Raw genomic sequence first — 17,167 nt, 5'->3', positions numbered from 1 at the left:
CAATCTGAGTCACAGCGATGAAAATCATGCGACAGGCTTTAGCGGTTTTCGTGCGATAAAAATTTACTAGCACTGAGAGAAATGCGAAAAGCTTCTCAGTTTTCCCATGGATATGGACTTCTCATGCCTCGATCGAAACGCCTCATTACGCTGTTTGTCGCGCTGCTGGGCGTTGCCGGGCTGTGGTACATGTGGATACTCGCCAGCGCCAATCTGGAATGGGGTGGTGCCAGCCCGGACCGGCAACAGCTCGGCGCGGTGAAGGATACCCGACTGCGGGCGATGACCCAGTACTGCACGGGCGTCGCCGTGACCGGGCAAAGCACCTGGCTGGTCGGGCGCCTGGACGGTGACGCCAACCAGTTGAAACCCGGCGCCGAGGTGGTGAACCTGGACGCTGTGGTCTATGGCAGACCTAAAGCGCCAGAGCCGGGAGGGTATTACGCCAATCTCATCGTCCGTGAAGAAGAAACCTCCTTCATTTCACGCCTGGATGCCCAGGGGCAGTTCCAACTGGTGGCTCACGTCAGCGGCGCGGCTTGCCTGGTCGCCAGTCCGGACGGCGCCAGTGTATTCCTGCTGACCGGCCTGGACCGGCCTGAAGGTGCCAACGCCGACGACGTCAGCCAGACCGTGGTCTTGCGCAGCGACGATCAAGGCAAGCACTGGACCTGGTTGAGCAAAGGCTGGTTTGCCGGCGCCGACTCGTTGGCCTGGAATCTGAAGCCGTATTTTCACGGCGCGGATGAAGTCTGGGCCTGGGGCCGGCCGGCTACTGCCGATGACTTCGGCGGCGAGACGACCCCGGGTGTCGTTCCCACCGGGGTCTTCTATTCTGCCGATCGTGGCATGAGCAGCACACCGATCGTGGCGTCCGAGTCGTTGCTGGTGTCCGCTGAGTCAGTGCACGAAAAACACCCCGGCATCACTGAATGGCGCACCGACCTGGGCGAGCAAGGGGAGGTGCGAACCAACGTCCTGCAGTTGGATGACCGGCATGCGTTCATCTGGGTGTCCCAGCGCTTCTGGGCCAGCAACCCCGACGGCGTCAGCAACAACCTTGCGTTCAACCTGACTACCCGTGCCCGTTTGCAGCGTGAAGCGGGGGAGTGGCGGGTAGTGGAGGTACAGCGTGAGGACAATCTGTTTGTCAGCATGCTGATCCAGAACGACAGCGGACGGGTCATCGGACTGATCGACCAAGGCAACGGTGGCCGCGACGTTATCGCCGAACTGGACACCGGCGCGCTGACTTGGCGCACCTTGAGCGAGTTGCCCAGCCCGTTTGCACCCCTGGCCTCGGAGAGCCGGGTGCGCGAGGAGCATTTCTGGGTTGGGCAAAACAGCCTGCTGATCAACACCACCAGCGCACACCACCCGCCGCGCTGGCTCTACTGGTGGTCGGACGCGACCATTTCGGCCGACGGGGTGTTCTACTCCAACGACTGGGGCCAGTCCTGGAAACGCCTGGCCATTGATGGCTACCTGGGCATCGTCGGGTTTCAGCCGGCACAGGACCGGGTGATCTGGGGCAAAGGCAATTGGTTCGACAATCATGATGGTGGGCTTTATTCCTATGGGTTGCACTGAATGATTGTCTGATTTGCGTTGTCTGGCCTGGTGCTTCGCGAGCAGGCTCGCTCCCACAGTGGATTTGCGGTGAATGCACTATTGATGCCGGGCGCCGGACCTGTGGGAGCGAGCCTGCTCGCGATGGCGGTGGCACATTCCGCAGGGATGCAGACTGGACCGACGCCTTCGCGGGCAAGCCCGATCCCACAGTGGATTTGCGGTGAATGCAGCATTGACGCCGGGCGCTGGACTTGTGGGAGCTGGGCTTGCCCGCGATAGCGGTGGCAGGGTCAATATGGGGTCAGGCTGAGGTCGGGGGGCCATCCTTAACGAATGACCGCTGTTCAGTGGGATGTACCCTCGACAAACTCGATCTTGTTGCCGACGTTGTACTTACCCGAAGGCTTGTTCATGGGCAGGCGCTTGATTTCCTCGAGCGTATTGCTGTCATACACGATCAGCGCACCGTCGGTGTCCCAGATGCTCAGCAGCAGATAACGGCCGTCACGGGTGAACTCGACATGGGCGGCGGTCTTGCCGGGCATGGGACGCAGGGTGTGGGCGATTTCCAGGGTCTGTTTGTCGATCAGGTGGATGGCATCGTTGCCCTGGGCGAAGAACACGTCGGTCCAGGCGTAGCGGGAATTGGCATGGCTGCGCAGGAAGAAGCCCGGCCCCAAGGTCGGTATCTGCTTGATGACTTTCCAGGTATCGAGGTCGATCACCGACACCAGTCCCTTGCTGATGTTGGGCGTCGCGAACAGCCAGCGCCCGTCGCGTTTCCAATAGGTGCCCGAGCCCAGATGAGGCATCCCCGGCAAGGCGATGTCGGTCACCACGCGGCCGCTGTCCAGGTCGATCACCTGTCCGCCCTGGGCCTGGCGGGAGGTGGCGAGTAACTGGCGATAGTCGGGCGAGAAGGAGAAATCATCCAGTTGGTCCTGTACCTCGATACGCCTCGGCACGAAGTCCGGCTTCGGACCGGTGGACAGCTCCCAGACTTCCTTCACATCCTTCAAGGCGACAATGAAACTGTTGCGCGGCGGAGCGGTGTAGACCGCGCTGACCCGCGAGGCCTTGCCATCGCGGCCCACCGTCTCGATCATCTTCACCAACGACAGGTCCCGGGCATCCAGCACCGCGAGATTACCGGGCAGGTAATTGCCCACCAGCACCCAGCGCCCGTCCTTGCTCACCGCCAGGTTGCGGGTATTGAGCCCGGCGCGCACCTCGGCGATCAACTTTAGGTTGTGCAGGTCATACAGGCTGATCCAGCCGTCCCGGGAGGCTAGATAGACGAAGCGCCCGTCAGGGGAGAACTTCGGCCCGCCGTGCACGGCAAAGTGCGAGGCGAAGCGGGCCAGCACCTCGAAGCGATCGCCATCGACGATGTCGACATGATGGTCACCGGCTTCCACCACCACGAACAGGTTCAACGGGTCGGCGTTGTGCTGGGGTTTATCGGGCAGGCTGGCGACATCCGCCAGCACTCGGTGGCTTTGGCGGATGTCGTCTTCGCTCCAGGTCGGCTCGACGGCGAGCGAGCGCTGGAGATATAGCGTCAGGCCGTCGATCCGTGCAGGCTCGAGCACCGCGCCGAACGCTGCCATCTGGCTGGCCGGGCGACCCTTTTCGATTACCTGGCGGATTTCGTCGGGTTTGATCCGGCTCAGGCTCTGGGGCAACAGCGCGGGCCCGGCGCCGCCGATGCGATTGGCGCCATGGCACTGTTGGCAGTGCTGCTGGTAATCGCGCTCGGCCTGTTCCAGGTCCGGCCCGCCGGTCACGTTGGCATGGGCTGCGCCGACCCACATCAACGGCATCACCCACCAGCGCCTCATGGCGCTACCTTCGACAGTTGAGGCCGGGTGGGTAGGGGCAGCAGGCGCGCCGGATGATGCAGCGGTTGGTGGGCGAATAGCCCGACCACCTGGCCGATCACCGTCAGGGTCGGCAGGCCTTCGGCGCAACTTCTTGCCAACTCCGGCAGTTGCGCGAGGGTGCCGCGCAGCACTTGCTGGTCGGGGCGGGTGCCGTTGCTGACCAGTGCCGCCGGGGTGTCAGCTGCCAGGCCGGCCTCCATCAACCGCGCGGCAATGGTGCCCAGGTTCGACAGCCCCATGTAGAACACCAGGGTCTGGCTGGCCTCCGCCAGGCTTTGCCACGGCAGGCCCAGGTCGCCTTCGCGTTGCAGGTGGCCGGTGATGAAGCGACAGGAGTTGACCAGGTCGCGATGGGTCAACGGGATGCCGGCGTAGGCACTGCAACCGGACGCGGCGGTGATGCCAGGTACCACTTGGCAATCGATGCCACGGGCCAGCAGGTACTCCAGCTCCTCGGCGCCACGGCCGAAAATGAACGGATCGCCACCCTTGAGCCGGACCACCCGTTGACCCTGGTCGGCGAGATCGGCGAGCAGTTCGTTGATCTGCGGTTGGGGCAGGCTGTGGCAGCCAGCCGCCTTGCCGACATAATGCCGGGCGCACGGCAGGGGGATCAGGCCGAGCAATTGCGGGCTGATCAGGCGGTCATAGACCACCGCATCGGCCTGCATCAACAGGCTCCAGGCACGCAGCGTCAACAGGCCAGGGTCACCGGGGCCGGCGCCAACCAGAGCGACTTCGCCCGGTCTGAAAGGGGATTGTAGCGCCGCGGGTAGAACGAGGGGGACGGGCATGAGGTTTCCTTGGTTCGGACTCAAATTATCGGGTGCAAGGCATCGCCACGCTGGGAATCGCATCCAGGCCAATTTCCTTGTCGCTGAGATGGCAACCGGGATCCTGGCCCCACAGGTCGCCATCGGCCCAGGCCCGGGTACGGGTGTTGCCGTTGCAGATGGCCAGCCAGCGGCATTGTCCGCAGCGACCGCCGACAGCTCGCGGATGCTCGCGCAGTTTCAGCAGCAGCGCGTCGGGGCGGTCCAGCCAGAGGGCCTTGAACGGCGTCTGGCGGACATTGCCCACCGAGTGCTGCCACCAGTAGGTGTCGGGGTGGACCTCGCCGGTGTTGTCGATATTGGCGATACCGCTGCCCGAAGCGTTACCGCCCCAGGCCCGCAGCATCCGCTCCAGTTCGCCATAACGATGGGGCTGACGGCGGGCGACCCATTGCAGCAGCAGGATTGCATCGGCGTCGTTGTTGCCGCTGACGAAATCACTTTCGCGGCCCTGTTCGATGTCGCGCCAGGCCCGCTCGAAGATCATCGTCATGGCCTCGCGACTCATCTGCTGATGGGCATCGAGCTTGCGGCTGCGCTTGCCCCGGCCGCTGTAGTTGAGGTGCGACAGGTAGAACTTCTGCACGTCGTACTCATTCATCAGGTCCAGGAGCCGGGGCAGTTGGGCATGGTTCTGCTGGGTCAGGGTAGTGCGCAGTCCGACCCGGATTCCCTGCTCACGGCAGAGCCGGATGGCGGCCATGGAGCGGGCGAAACTGCCCTTGAGCTGGCGGAAGGCATCGTGGGTCGCTTCCAGGCCATCGATGCTGATGCCGACGTAGTCGAAGTTCGCGGCGCGGATCTGCTCGATGTTGCTCGGGTCGATCAGCGTGCCGTTGGTGGACAGGGCGAGGAAGAAGCCTTTGTCGCGGGCATGGGCGCAGAGCTGGAACAGGTCTTCGCGCAACAGCGGTTCGCCGCCGGAGAGGATCAGTACGCGCACACCGGCGTCATGCAGGTCGTCGATGACCTTGAGCGCGGCAGCAGTGTCCAGCTCGTCACGAAACACGCTGTCGGCCGAGGTGGCGTAGCAGTGCTTGCAGGTCAGGTTGCAGCGCCTGAGCAGGTTCCAGATCACCACCGGCGCCCGGCTGCTGCCCGCGGGGGCGGTGCGTGGAGCGGGGCACTGGCCGGCCAGGGCGCGCAGATAATGGCTGATCCTCAACATGGTCGCTCCTTCCGATACACGATTCTCGATCTATGTGCTCAGTGCACAAACCTGTAGGAGCAAAGCTTGCTCGCGATAGAGGTGGAACAGCCAATAGCGGTCGACTGACTTGCCCCAATCGCGAGCAAGCTTTGCTCCTACAGGTCCTGGTTTAACTGACAGGCATCAGGCGCAGGCCGGTTTTCTTCAGGATGCGGCTGCTCACCAGCATGTCGTCGGCGGCACAGGCATCTCCCAGCAGGTAGCGCAGATGGTCGCGGTAACTGTCGATTTCCGCGCGGCTGCGGCCGTGGACCATCGCGAACAGGTTGTAGCGCCAGCCAGGCCTGCGCGGGCGCCGGTAGCAGTGGCTGACGAAGGGCTGCGCGCCCAGCAACGAACCGAGGCGCGGCATGTCGGCGTCGGCGACGTCCCAGACGGTCATGCCGTTGTGGCGATAGCCCAGGCGGTAGTGGTTGGGAACGGCGGCGATGCGGCGGATGGCACCTTCGGCTTGCAGACGTTTGAGTAGGTCGAGGGTGGATTCCACACTCAGCTCCAGTTGCTCCGCGAGCCAGGCCCACGGGTCTTCCAGCAGTGGCAAGCCTTCCTGGGTCAGTTCGACCAGGCGCCGCGCCAGAGATGTTTCATTCAACCGCGGTGGCGCTTGCAGCGATGGTTCAGACGGGGAAATACAGGCCGACATGGTAAGTCTCCTCCTTGGGCAGGTTCAGTGGCACCAGGCCGGTCAGGCGCTCGATGCGCAGCAGGCTTTCGCTGATGGCCTGTTCGCTGGCGCAGGCCAGCACGAACCACATGTTCAGGTGATGCTCGCGGCGATAGTTGTGGGCCACCTCGGGCATCGCCGCGAGCCGCTCGGTAACGGCTTCGAAGCGGGCTTCGGGCACTGCCAGCGCTGCCAGGGTGAACGCGCCGCCCAGGCGATCTACATCGAACATCGGGCCGAAACGGGTGAGCACGCCGTCGTTGAGCAGTTCGTGCAGCCGGTCGAGCAGTTCGTCGCTGCTGCTGCCCAGCTCTAGGGCCAGTGCCTGCCAGGGTTGGCGCACCAGCGGCAGGCCCAACTGCAGGCGGTTGATCAGGCGGCGGTCGAGGTCATCCATCGATACGGGTTCCTGCCGGTGGGGTGAAGCGACCGCCGCACTGCTTGAACAGGTGGGTGCTGAACAGTAGTTGGTGAGGCAGATCGTCCAGCAGATGCTCGGCCAGCAATGCCTGGACCTGGGCCTCGACCCGGTCTCGCTGGCGGCCATGGATCATGCAAAACAGGTTGTACTGCCACTGGGGCAGCCGCCGTGGCCGCTGGTAGCACAGGTTGATGCCCGGGGCCTTGCCGAGGCGGCGACCGACTTCATCGACCAAGGCGTCCGGCACGTCCAGCACCAGCATGGCGTTGGCGGCAAAACCCAGGGCGCGGTGGTTGACCACCAGGCCGACCCGGCGGAACAGGCCTTGTCCCTGCCATTGCCCTATCCGGTCGAGCACCTGTTGTTCGTCGGCGTCGACCTGTTCGGCCAGGGCCTGGAAGGGGCGCGGCGTCAGCGGCAGGCCGCTCTCCAGAAGACGGCGCAGGGCCAACGACTGGTGTTCGCTCAAAGGCTGGTTCATGAGGTGGCCTCCAGGGCAAAGCCCAGGTTGATGCGGTAGGCGGTGAGCATGGGCAGGTCCAGCGGTATCAGGCCGGTGTCGTGCTCCAGTTCCCGGAGAATGTTGTCCAGATGAGCGCGGTCGGGACCGGTGAGGACGAACCACAGGTTGTAGCGATGCTCCCGCGCATAGTTGTGGTTGACCTCGGGATACTGGCTGACGCGGGCGGCCACCTGTTGCAAGCGGTCCTCGGGCACGGCCAGGGCCGCCAGGGTGCTGGTACCGGCCCGGGTGTGTTCGAACACCGGGCCGACCCGGTACAGGGTGCCGGCTACTTGCAGGTGTTGCAGGCAGTCAAGGACCTGGGCTTCGCTGCAGCCGAGGGCGTCGGCCATCGCCCGATAGGGTTCGGCGCACAACGGCATGCCATGCTGGAAACGGTCGATCAGGCGACGGGCCAGTGAGTTCTCCGTCATGGTCAATACCCCGGTTTATGCGCGCGGCTGGTAAAGAAAATGCCGCTGGGGCTGAGGGCGGGCAGGGTCGCCAGGCGTTCGAGCCGGTAGGGGTCCCAGACCTGTACGTCGTTGCCATCCCGAGCCGACAGCCATAGCTGGTCGCCGCGAGCGGTGAATTCCATGTGCAACACTGCAGGCCCCGGCCGCAGATCAGCCACGATGGCGTGGGTCTGAGTGTCGATGACCTGGACCCGGTCGTTGTCCGGATAGGCGAAGTTGACCCACAACTGTCGTCCGTCCGGGCGTACCGTGACAAACACCGGCTGACCAGCCACGGCGATGGCGTCGGTCTGCTGCCAGTCGCGGGCATTCATCACCAGCACCTGGTGATGCCCGACGGCGGGCACGAAAGCCTGTCCGTCGGCCATGGCCCAGCCTTCCAGATGGGGCATCTTGTAAACCGGGAGCCGCGCCTGACCGCGCCCGTAATGCCCCAGCACGCGCTTCACGCCGCGTTCCGGATGCCACAGGTCGAGCTGCGCCATGCCGTCCTCGCCGAACAAACCCGCCATGTAATAGCGGCCCTCGGGGGTGATCAACGCGTCATAAGGCTGCTGGCCAATGGCGGTAAAACGCTCGATGCGTGGTACCTGGCCCTGGCTGAAGTCGGCCGTCCAGATTTCGCCCGTGTCGAACAGGCTGAACACGAAGCGCTGTCCCGGTGCGTCCACCAGGCCGACCACCCGGGAACGTTTGCTGCCGTCCGGCAAGGGTGTGGCCGGGATGTCGGCGACCTGTTCCAGAGTCCGGGCGTCGAACACCTTGACGCCGCCGGGTTCGTAGTTGGAGACAGCAATCAGCTTGCCGTCCTGGCTGATCGCGCCGCCTATGCTGTTGCCGCCCTGGAGGATGCGCCGCTCGATCCTCAGGGTCAGCAGGTCGACCTTGCTCAAGCCGCCGTCACGACCGAACACGTAGGCATAGCGCTGGTCACGGGAAAACACCACTGAAGCATGGGAGAGGTCGCCCAGCCCTTCGACACGACCGAGCACGGTGCGGCCGTCGCTTTCGATGACCTGCATGCTGCCGCTGGCGCGTTCCACCACCACACCGAGGTCACCGGTGCCGCGCAGCGGTGCCTGGGCGCAGGCCGACAGCAACAGCACAGCGGCTGTATAGGACAGGAGGGAACGGATCATGGGTCGGTTTTTCCTTGCAGGAGCCGGTCCACCAGCCAGCGGATGTCGTCAGGCCCGAGCAGCGGTGCCCAGCCGGGCATGGCACTGCCGGGGCGACCTTGGGTGACGGTGGCGATGAGGCTGTCGCGGGATTTTCCGGCCAGGGCGGCCTGGGTCAGGGGCGGGCCGAGGCCGCCGGTCAGGTACAGGCCGTGGCAGGCGCCACAGTCCTGGTCCAGCAGGTGTTGCAATTGGGCCTGGCGCTGAGGCCCGGGGGCGGCAAGCGCGCAGGCAGAAAAGGTCAGGAGCAGTGTCATCATCCAGGTTGCAGCGCTGTGTCGTTCCATGACGTCCTCCTGAATTGAAAGGGTGCGAGCAACAACGATTATCTGTGGCTAGGGGGGTGATCTGTGGCTAAGGGATTGATTTGTGGCGAGGGGATAAATCCCCTCGCCACAGGTCCACTTGCTACAAATCCCTCGCTACAAAGTGTCTCTCGCAGGGTTACTTAAGGCTCAACACCCACGCCGCGAGGATCTTGGCTTCCTCTTCAGTCACCGGGTTGGCCGGCATCGGCATGGGTCCCCAGTTACCTTGCGTGCCTTCCTTGATGTGCTTGGCGAGCACGTCCTGTGCCCCGGGGACGCTGGCGTTTTTTGCCGCGACGTCCTTGAGGGCCGGGCCGACCACCTTGGTGTCGATGGAGTGACAGGCCGAGCAAGGTTTGCTCTTGAACAGTGTCGGGCCATCCTCAGCCAGCGCCGGTTGCAGGCTGGAGAGGGCGGTCAGTGCCAGCGCGACCAGAATAGGTCTCATGGTTTTTCCTCTTATTGATGGAGCTCAATAGATGTCATGTTGGGTGTTGTAGACGTTGAATTTCCCGGTCGGGGTGATCAGGCGCTTGTCCTTGATCACGTCCTTGACCTTGAGGGTCTTGTCGTCGATCACCACCAGTGCCGACTCGTCCTCCTGGCCGCTCCAGACCGAAAACCAGACCTCGTCGCCGGCCTTGTTGTATTCCGGTTGCACCACGCGCAGGGCGCCTTTCTTGATGCCCGCGTACTCGGCAATCGGCAGCACGGTGTAGCCGGCGTCGAGCTTGTCGATGTCGAACACCGCCACCGACTGGCTGAGCTTGGCGTCGGGGCTCAAGGTGGTGTCGACATACAGGTGACGGGACTGGGGATGGGTCTTGATGAACAGCGAACCGCCGCCCTGGCCCTGCAGCGAGCCGACCTGTTTCCAGGCATATTGAGGGTGCTTGAGCGGGTCGGTCCCGATCATCGAAACCCCGGCATCGCCCAGGTGACTGGTGGCCCAGACCGGCCCGTACAGCGGATGATTGAAGTTGGCGCCGCGCCCCGGATGCGGGGTCTTACCGACGTCCACCAAGGCGGTGAGCTTGCGCTCCTTGGAGTCGATCACCGCCACCTTGTTGGAGTTGTTGGCGGCCGTCATGAAGTAGCGATGGCTGCTGTCCCAACCGCCGTCATGGAGGAATGGCGCGGCGTCGATGCTGGTGATGGTGAGGTTCTTGATGTCCTGGTAATTGACCAGCATCACCTTGCCGGTTTCCTTGACGTTGACGATGAACTCCGGCCATTCGTGAGAGGCGATGATGGCCGCCACACGCGGCTCGGGATGGTATTGCTGGGTGTCGACGGTCATGCCTCGGGTCGAGACGATCTGCTTCGGCTCCAGGGTCTCGCCGTCCATGATGGTGAACTGCGGCGGCCAGTAGGACCCGGCGATGGTGTACTTGTCTTCGTAACCCTTGAACTTGGAGGTCTCCACCGAGCGGGCCTCGATGCCCACCTTGATTTCCGCGACCTTGGTCGGCTCTTTCGGCCACAGGTCGATCATGTCGATCTTGGCGTCCCGGCCGATCACCAGCAGGTAGCGTCCCGAGGCGGATATGCGGGAAATATGCACCGCGTAGCCGGTGTCGATCAGCTTGACGATTTTCTTGGTGTCGCCATCGATCAAGGCGATCTTGCCGTCATCGCGCAGGGTGACGGAAAACAGGTTCTGCAGGTTGAGGCTGTTGAGCTGCCGGGTCGGCCGATCCTCAGGCTTGACCAGCACTTTCCAGGTCTTGAGGGTTTCCGCCATGCCCCATTCCGGTGGCGTCGGCGGGGTGTGCTGGATGAACTTGGCCATCACCGTGATCTGGTCTTTGGTCAGCGCATTGGAGGTGCCCCAGTTCGGCATGCCGGCGGCCGAGCCGTAGGTGATCAGCGCTTCCAGGTAGGCCTGGCCACGTGCCTGGGTGATGTCCGGGGTCAGCGGTTTGCCAGTGGCGCCCTTGCGCAGGACGCCATGGCAGCCGGCGCAGCGCTGGAAGTAGATTTCCTTGGCCGCGTCGAAGTCGGCCTGGCTCAGATCCGGCGCGCCTTCGGTCTTGACCATGCGCGGTTGGTCCGGGGCGGCGGATTGGTCGGCGAAGGCGTGGGGCGCCACCAGCGCCGTACACAGCGCCGTGACCCTCAAGACCCACGATTTTTTGTGGCTGATCAGCATTCCATTTCTCCTCAGGCATGACCCGCGCTGCGCTGTAATGGATGTTCGGCGCGCAGGTTCCGGGTGCGATGCAAGGCTATTCCCTGGTCGCTGATTACTCGCTTGACGTCGATCAAGTTTGCCCGCCGAGCGCCTTGCCAGGTTGTCGCAGGCCCTCGTAGCGTGAGCGGCAATCGTATTGTTCGCGCAGGACACGCCATGAACCTGAGTCTGCTCTCACCCCATCCGGACGAACCCTTCTATCAACCCCAGGACAACGAACAGGCACTGTTCGAACAGGCCTGGCAGCACGGCATGCCGGTGCTGATCAAGGGGCCGACGGGCTGCGGTAAGACCCGTTTTGTCCAGCACATGGCCCACCGCCTGAAACTGCCGCTGTACACCGTGGCTTGCCACGATGACCTGAGCGCCGCCGACCTGGTGGGCCGCCACCTGATCGGCGCCCAGGGCACCTGGTGGCAGGACGGGCCGCTGACCCGGGCGGTGCGCGAGGGCGGCATCTGTTATCTGGACGAGGTGGTCGAGGCACGGCAAGACACCGCAGTGGTGTTGCACCCGCTGGCCGACGACCGTCGGCAGTTGTACCTGGAGCGCACCGGCGAAGTGCTCCAGGCACCTCGATCCTTCATGCTGGTGGTGTCTTACAACCCGGGCTATCAGAACCTGCTCAAGGGCATGAAGCCCAGCACGCGCCAGCGTTTCGTGGCGATGCGTTTCGGCTATCCGTCCGTGGCGGATGAAGAACGTATCGTCGCCCGTGAGGCGGGCGTGAACCTGGAGCTGGCCGCCCAGGTGGTACGCTTGGGCCAGGCTTTACGCAGGCTCGATCAGCATGACCTGGAAGAAGTGGCCTCGACCCGCCTGTTGATTTTCGCCGCGCGGATGATCGGCGCCGGCATGAATCCGCGCCAGGCCTGCCTGGCCTGTCTGGCCGAGCCGTTGAGTGATGATCCGCAGACCGTCGCCGCCTTGATGGATGTGGTCGATGTCCACTTCGGCTGAAACCACTGTTATGCCCCGGCGTCTGCCGGGGGATCTGGCGATGTGGTTCTTCATTCTCGCCGAGCTCTCGGTGTTCGCGCTGCTGATGCTGGCGTTTGCCGTCGCCCAGGCGTTGTATCCGCAAATCTTCAGCGAAGGCCGGCAATTGTTGGATCGCTCCACGGGGTTGGCGATGACGCTGAGCCTGCTGACCGCCGGGCTGTTCGCCGCGCTGGCCCTGGAGCAGATCAAGCTGGATCGGCCGCGCCGGAGTGCTCTGCTCCTGTGCATGGCGTTGCTGTTTGCATCAGGCTATGTGGGTATCAAGCTCAGCGAATATGCCCATCTCTCGGCCAGTGGCCTGGGCCTTGAGCACAATACCTTCTTCACCCTGTACTGGATCCTTACCGCGTTCCATTTCCTCCACGTACTGCTGGGCATGATGATCCTCGGCTGGTTGGCCGAGGGCTGTCGGCGACGGCGCTATGGTGCCCGGCAGTACAGCGGCCTGGAGTCCGGCGTGTTGTATTGGCACATGGTGGACCTGGTGTGGGTGCTGCTGTTTCCACTGGTCTACATCCTGGATTGAGCCGAGGCGCTCGTGTCGAATTCCCTTGTTCTGATTCTTTGCTGGACGGCATTGGCCGTGCTGAGCGGCGGCACCGTCGCCCTGGGCCAGTTCGCCGGTTCCGCTGTCGTCTCCGTTGCCCTGCTCAGCGTGGCGGTCACCAAGGCCTGGCTGATCGCCGACGGCTTCATGGAGCTGCGCCATGCGCCGCGATTGTGGCGGTGGTTGGTGTTGAGTTGGGCGGTGGTGTTGGCGACCGCTATAGGGATCGTCATCTCTTTCACGAGCTGATCGTTCCCACGCTCTGCGTGGGAATGCATCCCGTGACGCTCTGCGTCACCTTCCAAAAGCGGAACGCGGAGCGTCCCTGACGGCGTTCCCACGCAGGAGCGTGGGAACGATCAAAACGATTAAGCTCATCTACCCGGAACAACCCACTAAAACCATCGGAGATTCTTGATCGCCATCAAGCGGTTCCAGGCCCCTCGCTTCCTAGAATGAACACGCCAAGCAATGAGGAAGTGACCATGTCAGATACCTTCACCAAAGGCATGGCCAGGAATATTTATTTCGGGGGAAGCGTGTTCTTTTTCCTGATATTCCTGGCCCTGACCTACCACACGGAACAGACCTTTCCGGAGCGCAGCAACCAGGCGCAATTGACTGAATCGGTGATACGCGGCAAGGGCGTCTGGGAGCGCAACAACTGCATCGGCTGCCACACGCTGCTGGGCGAGGGCGCGTACTTCGCGCCGGAGCTGGGCAACGTGGTCAACCGCCGCGGCGGCGAGGAAGCCTTCAAGCCGTTCCTGCATGCCTGGATGAAAATGCAACCCCTGGGGGTACCCGGGCGCCGGGCCATGCCGCAGTTCCACCTGAGCGAGCAGGAGGTCGACGACATCGCCGAGTTCCTCAAGTGGAGTTCGAAGATCAATACCAATGGCTGGCCGCCAAACAAGGAGGGCTGAGAGATGAGCATGGCTAATCCGCATCTGAAATTCGCCTCGCAGGCCGTCGCCAAACCCTACTTCGTGTTTGCCCTGATGCTGTTCCTGGGGCAGGTGCTGTTCGGTTTGATCATGGGGCTGCAATACGTGGTCGGCGACTTCCTGTTCCCGCTGATTCCTTTCAACGTGGCCCGCATGGTCCACACCAACCTGCTGATCGTCTGGCTGCTGTTCGGCTTTATGGGCGCGGCCTACTACTTGATACCGGAGGAGGCCGACCGCGAGCTGCACAGCCCGATGCTGGCGCGGGTGCTGTTCTGGGTGTTCGCCGCGGCCGGGGTGCTGACCATCCTGGGTTACCTGTCGGTGCCTTACGCCACCTTGGCCAGGATCACCGGCAACGACCTGCTGCCGACCATGGGCCGCGAGTTCCTGGAGCAGCCGACCATCACCAAGATGGGCATCGTGGTGGTGTGCCTGGGCTTTCTCTACAACATCGGCATGACCCTGCTCAAAGGGCGCAAGACCACCGTCAGCATGGTGATGATGACTGGCCTGATCGGCCTGGCGGTGTTCTTCCTGTTCTCCTTCTACAACCCGGAGAACCTGGCCCGCGACAAATTCTACTGGTGGTGGGTGGTGCACCTGTGGGTCGAAGGCGTCTGGGAGCTGATCATGGGCGCGATGCTTGCCTTCGTGCTGATCAAGGTCACCGGCGTGGACCGGGAAGTGGTGGAGAAATGGCTCTACGTGATCATCGCCATGGCCTTGATCACCGGGATCATCGGCACCGGTCACCACTTCTTCTGGATCGGCGCGCCGGAGGTTTGGCTGTGGGTGGGTTCGATCTTCTCGGCAATGGAGCCGCTGCCGTTCCTGGCGATGGTGATCTTCGCGTTCAGCATGGTAAGAAACCGTCGCCGGCAGCACCCGAACCGCGCCGCGACCTTGTGGGCCAAAGGCACCACGGTCACCGCGTTCTTCGGCGCGGGGGTATGGGGTTTTCTGCACACCCTGGCACCGGTCAACTACTACACCCACGGTTCGCAGCTGACGGCGGCCCACGGCCACCTGGCCTTCTACGGAGCCTACGCGATGATCGTAATGACGTTGATCAGCTACGCCATGCCTCGTTTGCGCGGTCTGGGCGAGGCGGCGGACGAGCGCTCCCAGCGCCTGGAAATCTGGGGCTTCTGGCTGATGACCTTGTCGATGGTGATGATCACCTTGTTCCTCACTGCGGCCGGTATTGTCCAGGTGTGGTTGCAACGCTGGGCGGCGGACGGCAGTGCCCTGCCATTCATGGCCACGACCGATCACTTGCGTCCGCTGTTCTGGGCACGGCTGGTCAGCGGGGTTGGCTTCCTGCTGGGGTTGCTCTGCTATCTGTTGAGCTTCAGGCAGCGCGGGCGTGCGGCTCAACGCATTCCGGCAGCGGTGGTGTCTTCGTGAGTGATCACAACCACTGAAACCGGCCCATGATTTGTGGCGAGGGGATTTATCCCCGCTGGGCTGCGCAGCAGACCCAAAAAATCTGAATTGCAGTCTGCCTGACACACCTCAGCGGTGGATCTAAGGGCTGCTGCGCAGCCCAACGGGGATAAATCCCCTCGCCACAAGAGGAGAATAACCGTGGCATTCACCCTCGAACTGGAAGAGTGGGTCGGCAGTGTCTGGCACCGTTTCATCACGCGGCGTGCCAGTGCCGATTTTCCCGAGGCACGGGTTGAGCTGAGTGATCGGCAGCGATCCCTGCAAGTGCTGTTTCACGCCACCGGCGGCGCTCGTCACCAGGGGGTTGAGGCGGTCAGTGATCGCGACCTGCTGTTGCGCCGCAACCTGCTCCAGCAGATCGCCGGCACCTGCAAACAAACGCCGCTGGCCTGGTGCGATGCTGATAACTTGCGTCTGCCCGCGAGCCTGGCGGTGTTTCCCGATGCCGGCTTGAACGAAGAGCTGTATCGCTGGCTGGCCTTGCTGGCCGCGCAGTCGGGGCCGATGAAACACTGGGGGCGGGACAATCAGCGTTGGACCCAAGTCGTGTTGCGGCGCTACCCGGCGTTACGTCCTCGCTATCGGCGGCTGATGGAGGCACACCTGTCCCTGCGCCCCGATCCGGCGGAGTTGAACCCGGACGAAGCCTTGCTGGAGCGTGCCCTGTGCCAGGCCTTGCGCGACCCCGGCAGTGTCGAGCATTTTCCCCGCAGCGAACGGGCGGCCTGGCCGTTACCGCTGTGGCTGTATCCACCCCGGCATTTGGGCAATCCCCAGACCGGCAATCTTGAGGAATCCGAGCAATACTTGGCGACCCCGCCGGGTGAGCAGCAGGGCGGACGCAAACGCGCCGAGCGGATCGACGAAACCACCCGGGACGGAGGGCTGCTGATCGTTCGCCTGGAAAACCTGTTCAGTTGGACCGAGCACGTGGACCTGGATCGCTGGTCCGACGACAGCGAGGACCCAAACGCGGCACGGGTCGCCGAAGACCTGGACCAGTTGACCCTGTCGCGCACACGGTTGCGCAAGGGCGGCGGCTTGAAGCTGCACCTGGACCTGCCGCCGGCGGATGTGGATGACGTGCCATTGGGCGAAGGCATCCGGCTGCCGGAATGGGACTATCGCAAGCATCGCCTGCAGGACGACTTCGTCAGCCTGCAAACCTTCATTCCCAGGGATTGCGAACTCCAGCCCCTGCCGTCACGCCTGCGAACGCCGGCCCAGCGCTTGCGTCGCCAGTTCGAACACCTGCGTAACGACCGACAATGGTTGCGCCAGCAAACCCAGGGCTCGGAGCTGGACTTGCAGGCCTGGCTGGATTTCCACGTCGAGCGCCAGCACGGCCAATGCAGCGAGCGCGGCTTGTTCATCGAGCAGCGCCAGACCCGTCGCGACCTGGCCTGCCTGTTGCTGGCCGACCTGTCGATGTCCACCGACGCCCACCTCAACGACGAGCACCGAGTGATCGATGTGATCCGCGACAGCTTGCTGCTGTTCGGTGAAACCCTGTCGGTACTCGGGGACGATTTCGCGTTGTACGGCTTCTCGTCGTTGCGCCGCCATCATGTGCGGATGCATGAGCTCAAGGCCTTTAATCAACGCTACGACGACCACACCCGTGGCCGTATCCAGGCGCTCAAGCCCGGCTACTACACGCGCATGGGCGCGGCGATCCGCCAGGCCACACAACGGCTGGCGGGCTGCAAGCGGCGGCACAAACTGCTGTTGCTTCTCAGTGATGGCAAACCCAACGACCTGGACCTCTACGAAGGACGCTACGGCGTGGAGGACACCCGCCAGGCCGTGCTGGAAGCGCGGCGCCAGGGACTGACGCCGTTCTGCATCACCATCGATCGCGAAGCGGGGACTACTTGCCGTACATGTTCGGCGGCAACGGCTACACCTTGATCCGCCAGCCCGAACAGCTGCCGCTGCGTCTGCCGCAGTTGTACCGGCAATTGACCCAGGACTAAGG

The 17,167-nt window shown here is 63.4% G+C and carries 17 protein-coding genes and 1 pseudogene; 7 read left to right on the top strand and 11 right to left on the bottom strand.

All coding sequences use genetic code 11. The features are described from left to right. The first annotated feature begins 123 nt into the window (after nt 1-123). On the top strand, nt 124-1,590 hold the full coding sequence (locus tag PCOSP_RS17145; RefSeq protein WP_464709121.1) for a hypothetical protein: 1,467 nt from the start codon (nt 124-126) through the stop codon (nt 1,588-1,590). A gap of 326 nt (nt 1,591-1,916) precedes the next feature. On the opposite strand, the gene PCOSP_RS17140 is transcribed toward PCOSP_RS17145, so the two are convergent. The 11 genes from PCOSP_RS17140 to PCOSP_RS17090 form a co-directional block, all read right to left on the bottom strand. Continuing rightward, nucleotides 1,917-3,413: a cytochrome D1 domain-containing protein gene (locus PCOSP_RS17140; protein WP_464709120.1), complete on the bottom strand. Its 1,497-nt coding sequence runs from the start codon at nt 3,411-3,413 to the stop codon at nt 1,917-1,919. Continuing rightward, complete coding sequence (gene cobA, locus PCOSP_RS17135) at nt 3,410-4,249, bottom strand: uroporphyrinogen-III C-methyltransferase (protein WP_175363863.1); 840 nt, start codon at nt 4,247-4,249, stop codon at nt 3,410-3,412. The genes PCOSP_RS17140 and cobA overlap by 4 nt, the downstream gene beginning before the upstream one ends. 25 nt (nt 4,250-4,274) lie before the next feature. After that, a complete protein-coding gene (gene nirJ / locus PCOSP_RS17130) occupies nt 4,275-5,456 on the bottom strand; it encodes a heme d1 biosynthesis radical SAM protein NirJ (RefSeq protein ID WP_464709119.1) in 1,182 nt (393 codons plus the stop codon). Between the two features lie 151 nt (nt 5,457-5,607). Continuing rightward, nucleotides 5,608-6,141, bottom strand: a complete 534-nt coding sequence (gene ahbB / locus PCOSP_RS17125) for a siroheme decarboxylase subunit beta (protein WP_139643586.1) — start codon at nt 6,139-6,141, stop codon at nt 5,608-5,610. Then, nucleotides 6,116-6,559: an Lrp/AsnC family transcriptional regulator gene (locus PCOSP_RS17120; RefSeq protein WP_139643583.1), complete on the bottom strand. Its 444-nt coding sequence runs from the start codon at nt 6,557-6,559 to the stop codon at nt 6,116-6,118. The genes ahbB (PCOSP_RS17125) and PCOSP_RS17120 overlap by 26 nt, the downstream gene beginning before the upstream one ends. Beyond that, nucleotides 6,552-7,064: a siroheme decarboxylase subunit beta gene (ahbB, locus tag PCOSP_RS17115; protein ID WP_139643581.1), complete on the bottom strand. Its 513-nt coding sequence runs from the start codon at nt 7,062-7,064 to the stop codon at nt 6,552-6,554. Before ahbB (PCOSP_RS17115) ends, PCOSP_RS17120 begins: the two co-directional genes overlap by 8 nt. Beyond that, nucleotides 7,061-7,519 (bottom strand): Lrp/AsnC family transcriptional regulator, encoded by a 459-nt coding sequence (locus tag PCOSP_RS17110; protein ID WP_175363860.1) that lies wholly within the window; start codon nt 7,517-7,519, stop codon nt 7,061-7,063. The genes ahbB (PCOSP_RS17115) and PCOSP_RS17110 overlap by 4 nt, the downstream gene beginning before the upstream one ends. A gap of 2 nt (nt 7,520-7,521) precedes the next feature. Further along, nucleotides 7,522-8,700 carry a cytochrome D1 domain-containing protein gene (locus tag PCOSP_RS17105; protein ID WP_464709118.1) on the bottom strand — a complete coding sequence of 393 codons (1,179 nt, stop codon included), beginning with the start codon at nt 8,698-8,700 and terminating at the stop codon, nt 7,522-7,524. Further along, complete coding sequence (locus PCOSP_RS17100) at nt 8,697-9,026, bottom strand: c-type cytochrome (protein ID WP_175386261.1); 330 nt, start codon at nt 9,024-9,026, stop codon at nt 8,697-8,699. The genes PCOSP_RS17105 and PCOSP_RS17100 overlap by 4 nt, the downstream gene beginning before the upstream one ends. 157 nt (nt 9,027-9,183) lie before the next feature. Next, nucleotides 9,184-9,495 carry a c-type cytochrome gene (locus tag PCOSP_RS17095; RefSeq protein ID WP_175363857.1) on the bottom strand — a complete coding sequence of 104 codons (312 nt, stop codon included), beginning with the start codon at nt 9,493-9,495 and terminating at the stop codon, nt 9,184-9,186. Between the two features lie 24 nt (nt 9,496-9,519). Continuing rightward, a complete protein-coding gene (locus tag PCOSP_RS17090) occupies nt 9,520-11,199 on the bottom strand; it encodes a cytochrome D1 domain-containing protein (RefSeq protein WP_139643568.1) in 1,680 nt (559 codons plus the stop codon). 198 nt (nt 11,200-11,397) lie between these two features. Between PCOSP_RS17090 and PCOSP_RS17085 the strand changes: the two genes are divergently transcribed. The 6 genes and pseudogenes from PCOSP_RS17085 (at nt 11,398) to PCOSP_RS17060 (ending at nt 17,165) form a co-directional block, all read left to right on the top strand. After that, nucleotides 11,398-12,201 carry a CbbQ/NirQ/NorQ/GpvN family protein gene (locus PCOSP_RS17085; RefSeq protein ID WP_139643565.1) on the top strand — a complete coding sequence of 268 codons (804 nt, stop codon included), beginning with the start codon at nt 11,398-11,400 and terminating at the stop codon, nt 12,199-12,201. Then, entirely contained in the window at nt 12,185-12,769 is a 585-nt protein-coding gene (locus tag PCOSP_RS17080) for a cytochrome c oxidase subunit 3 family protein (RefSeq protein WP_175386259.1), read from the top strand. Before PCOSP_RS17085 ends, PCOSP_RS17080 begins: the two co-directional genes overlap by 17 nt. A 12-nt stretch (nt 12,770-12,781) precedes the next feature. Then, nucleotides 12,782-13,039: a cytochrome C oxidase subunit IV family protein gene (locus PCOSP_RS17075; protein WP_175386257.1), complete on the top strand. Its 258-nt coding sequence runs from the start codon at nt 12,782-12,784 to the stop codon at nt 13,037-13,039. Nucleotides 13,040-13,275: 236 nt separating this feature from the next. Then, entirely contained in the window at nt 13,276-13,716 is a 441-nt protein-coding gene (locus PCOSP_RS17070; protein ID WP_464709116.1) for a c-type cytochrome, read from the top strand. Between the two features lie 3 nt (nt 13,717-13,719). After that, nucleotides 13,720-15,147 (top strand): cbb3-type cytochrome c oxidase subunit I, encoded by a 1,428-nt coding sequence (locus PCOSP_RS17065; RefSeq protein WP_139643557.1) that lies wholly within the window; start codon nt 13,720-13,722, stop codon nt 15,145-15,147. A 180-nt stretch (nt 15,148-15,327) separates the two neighbouring features. Then, a pseudogene (locus tag PCOSP_RS17060) lies at nt 15,328-17,165 on the top strand (nitric oxide reductase activation protein NorD). The last annotated feature ends 2 nt before the right edge of the window (nt 17,166-17,167 follow it).

The sequence above is a fragment of the Pseudomonas sp. MAFF 730105 genome, assembly GCF_055380705.1.
This window is presented reverse-complemented; position numbering and strand designations above follow the sequence as displayed.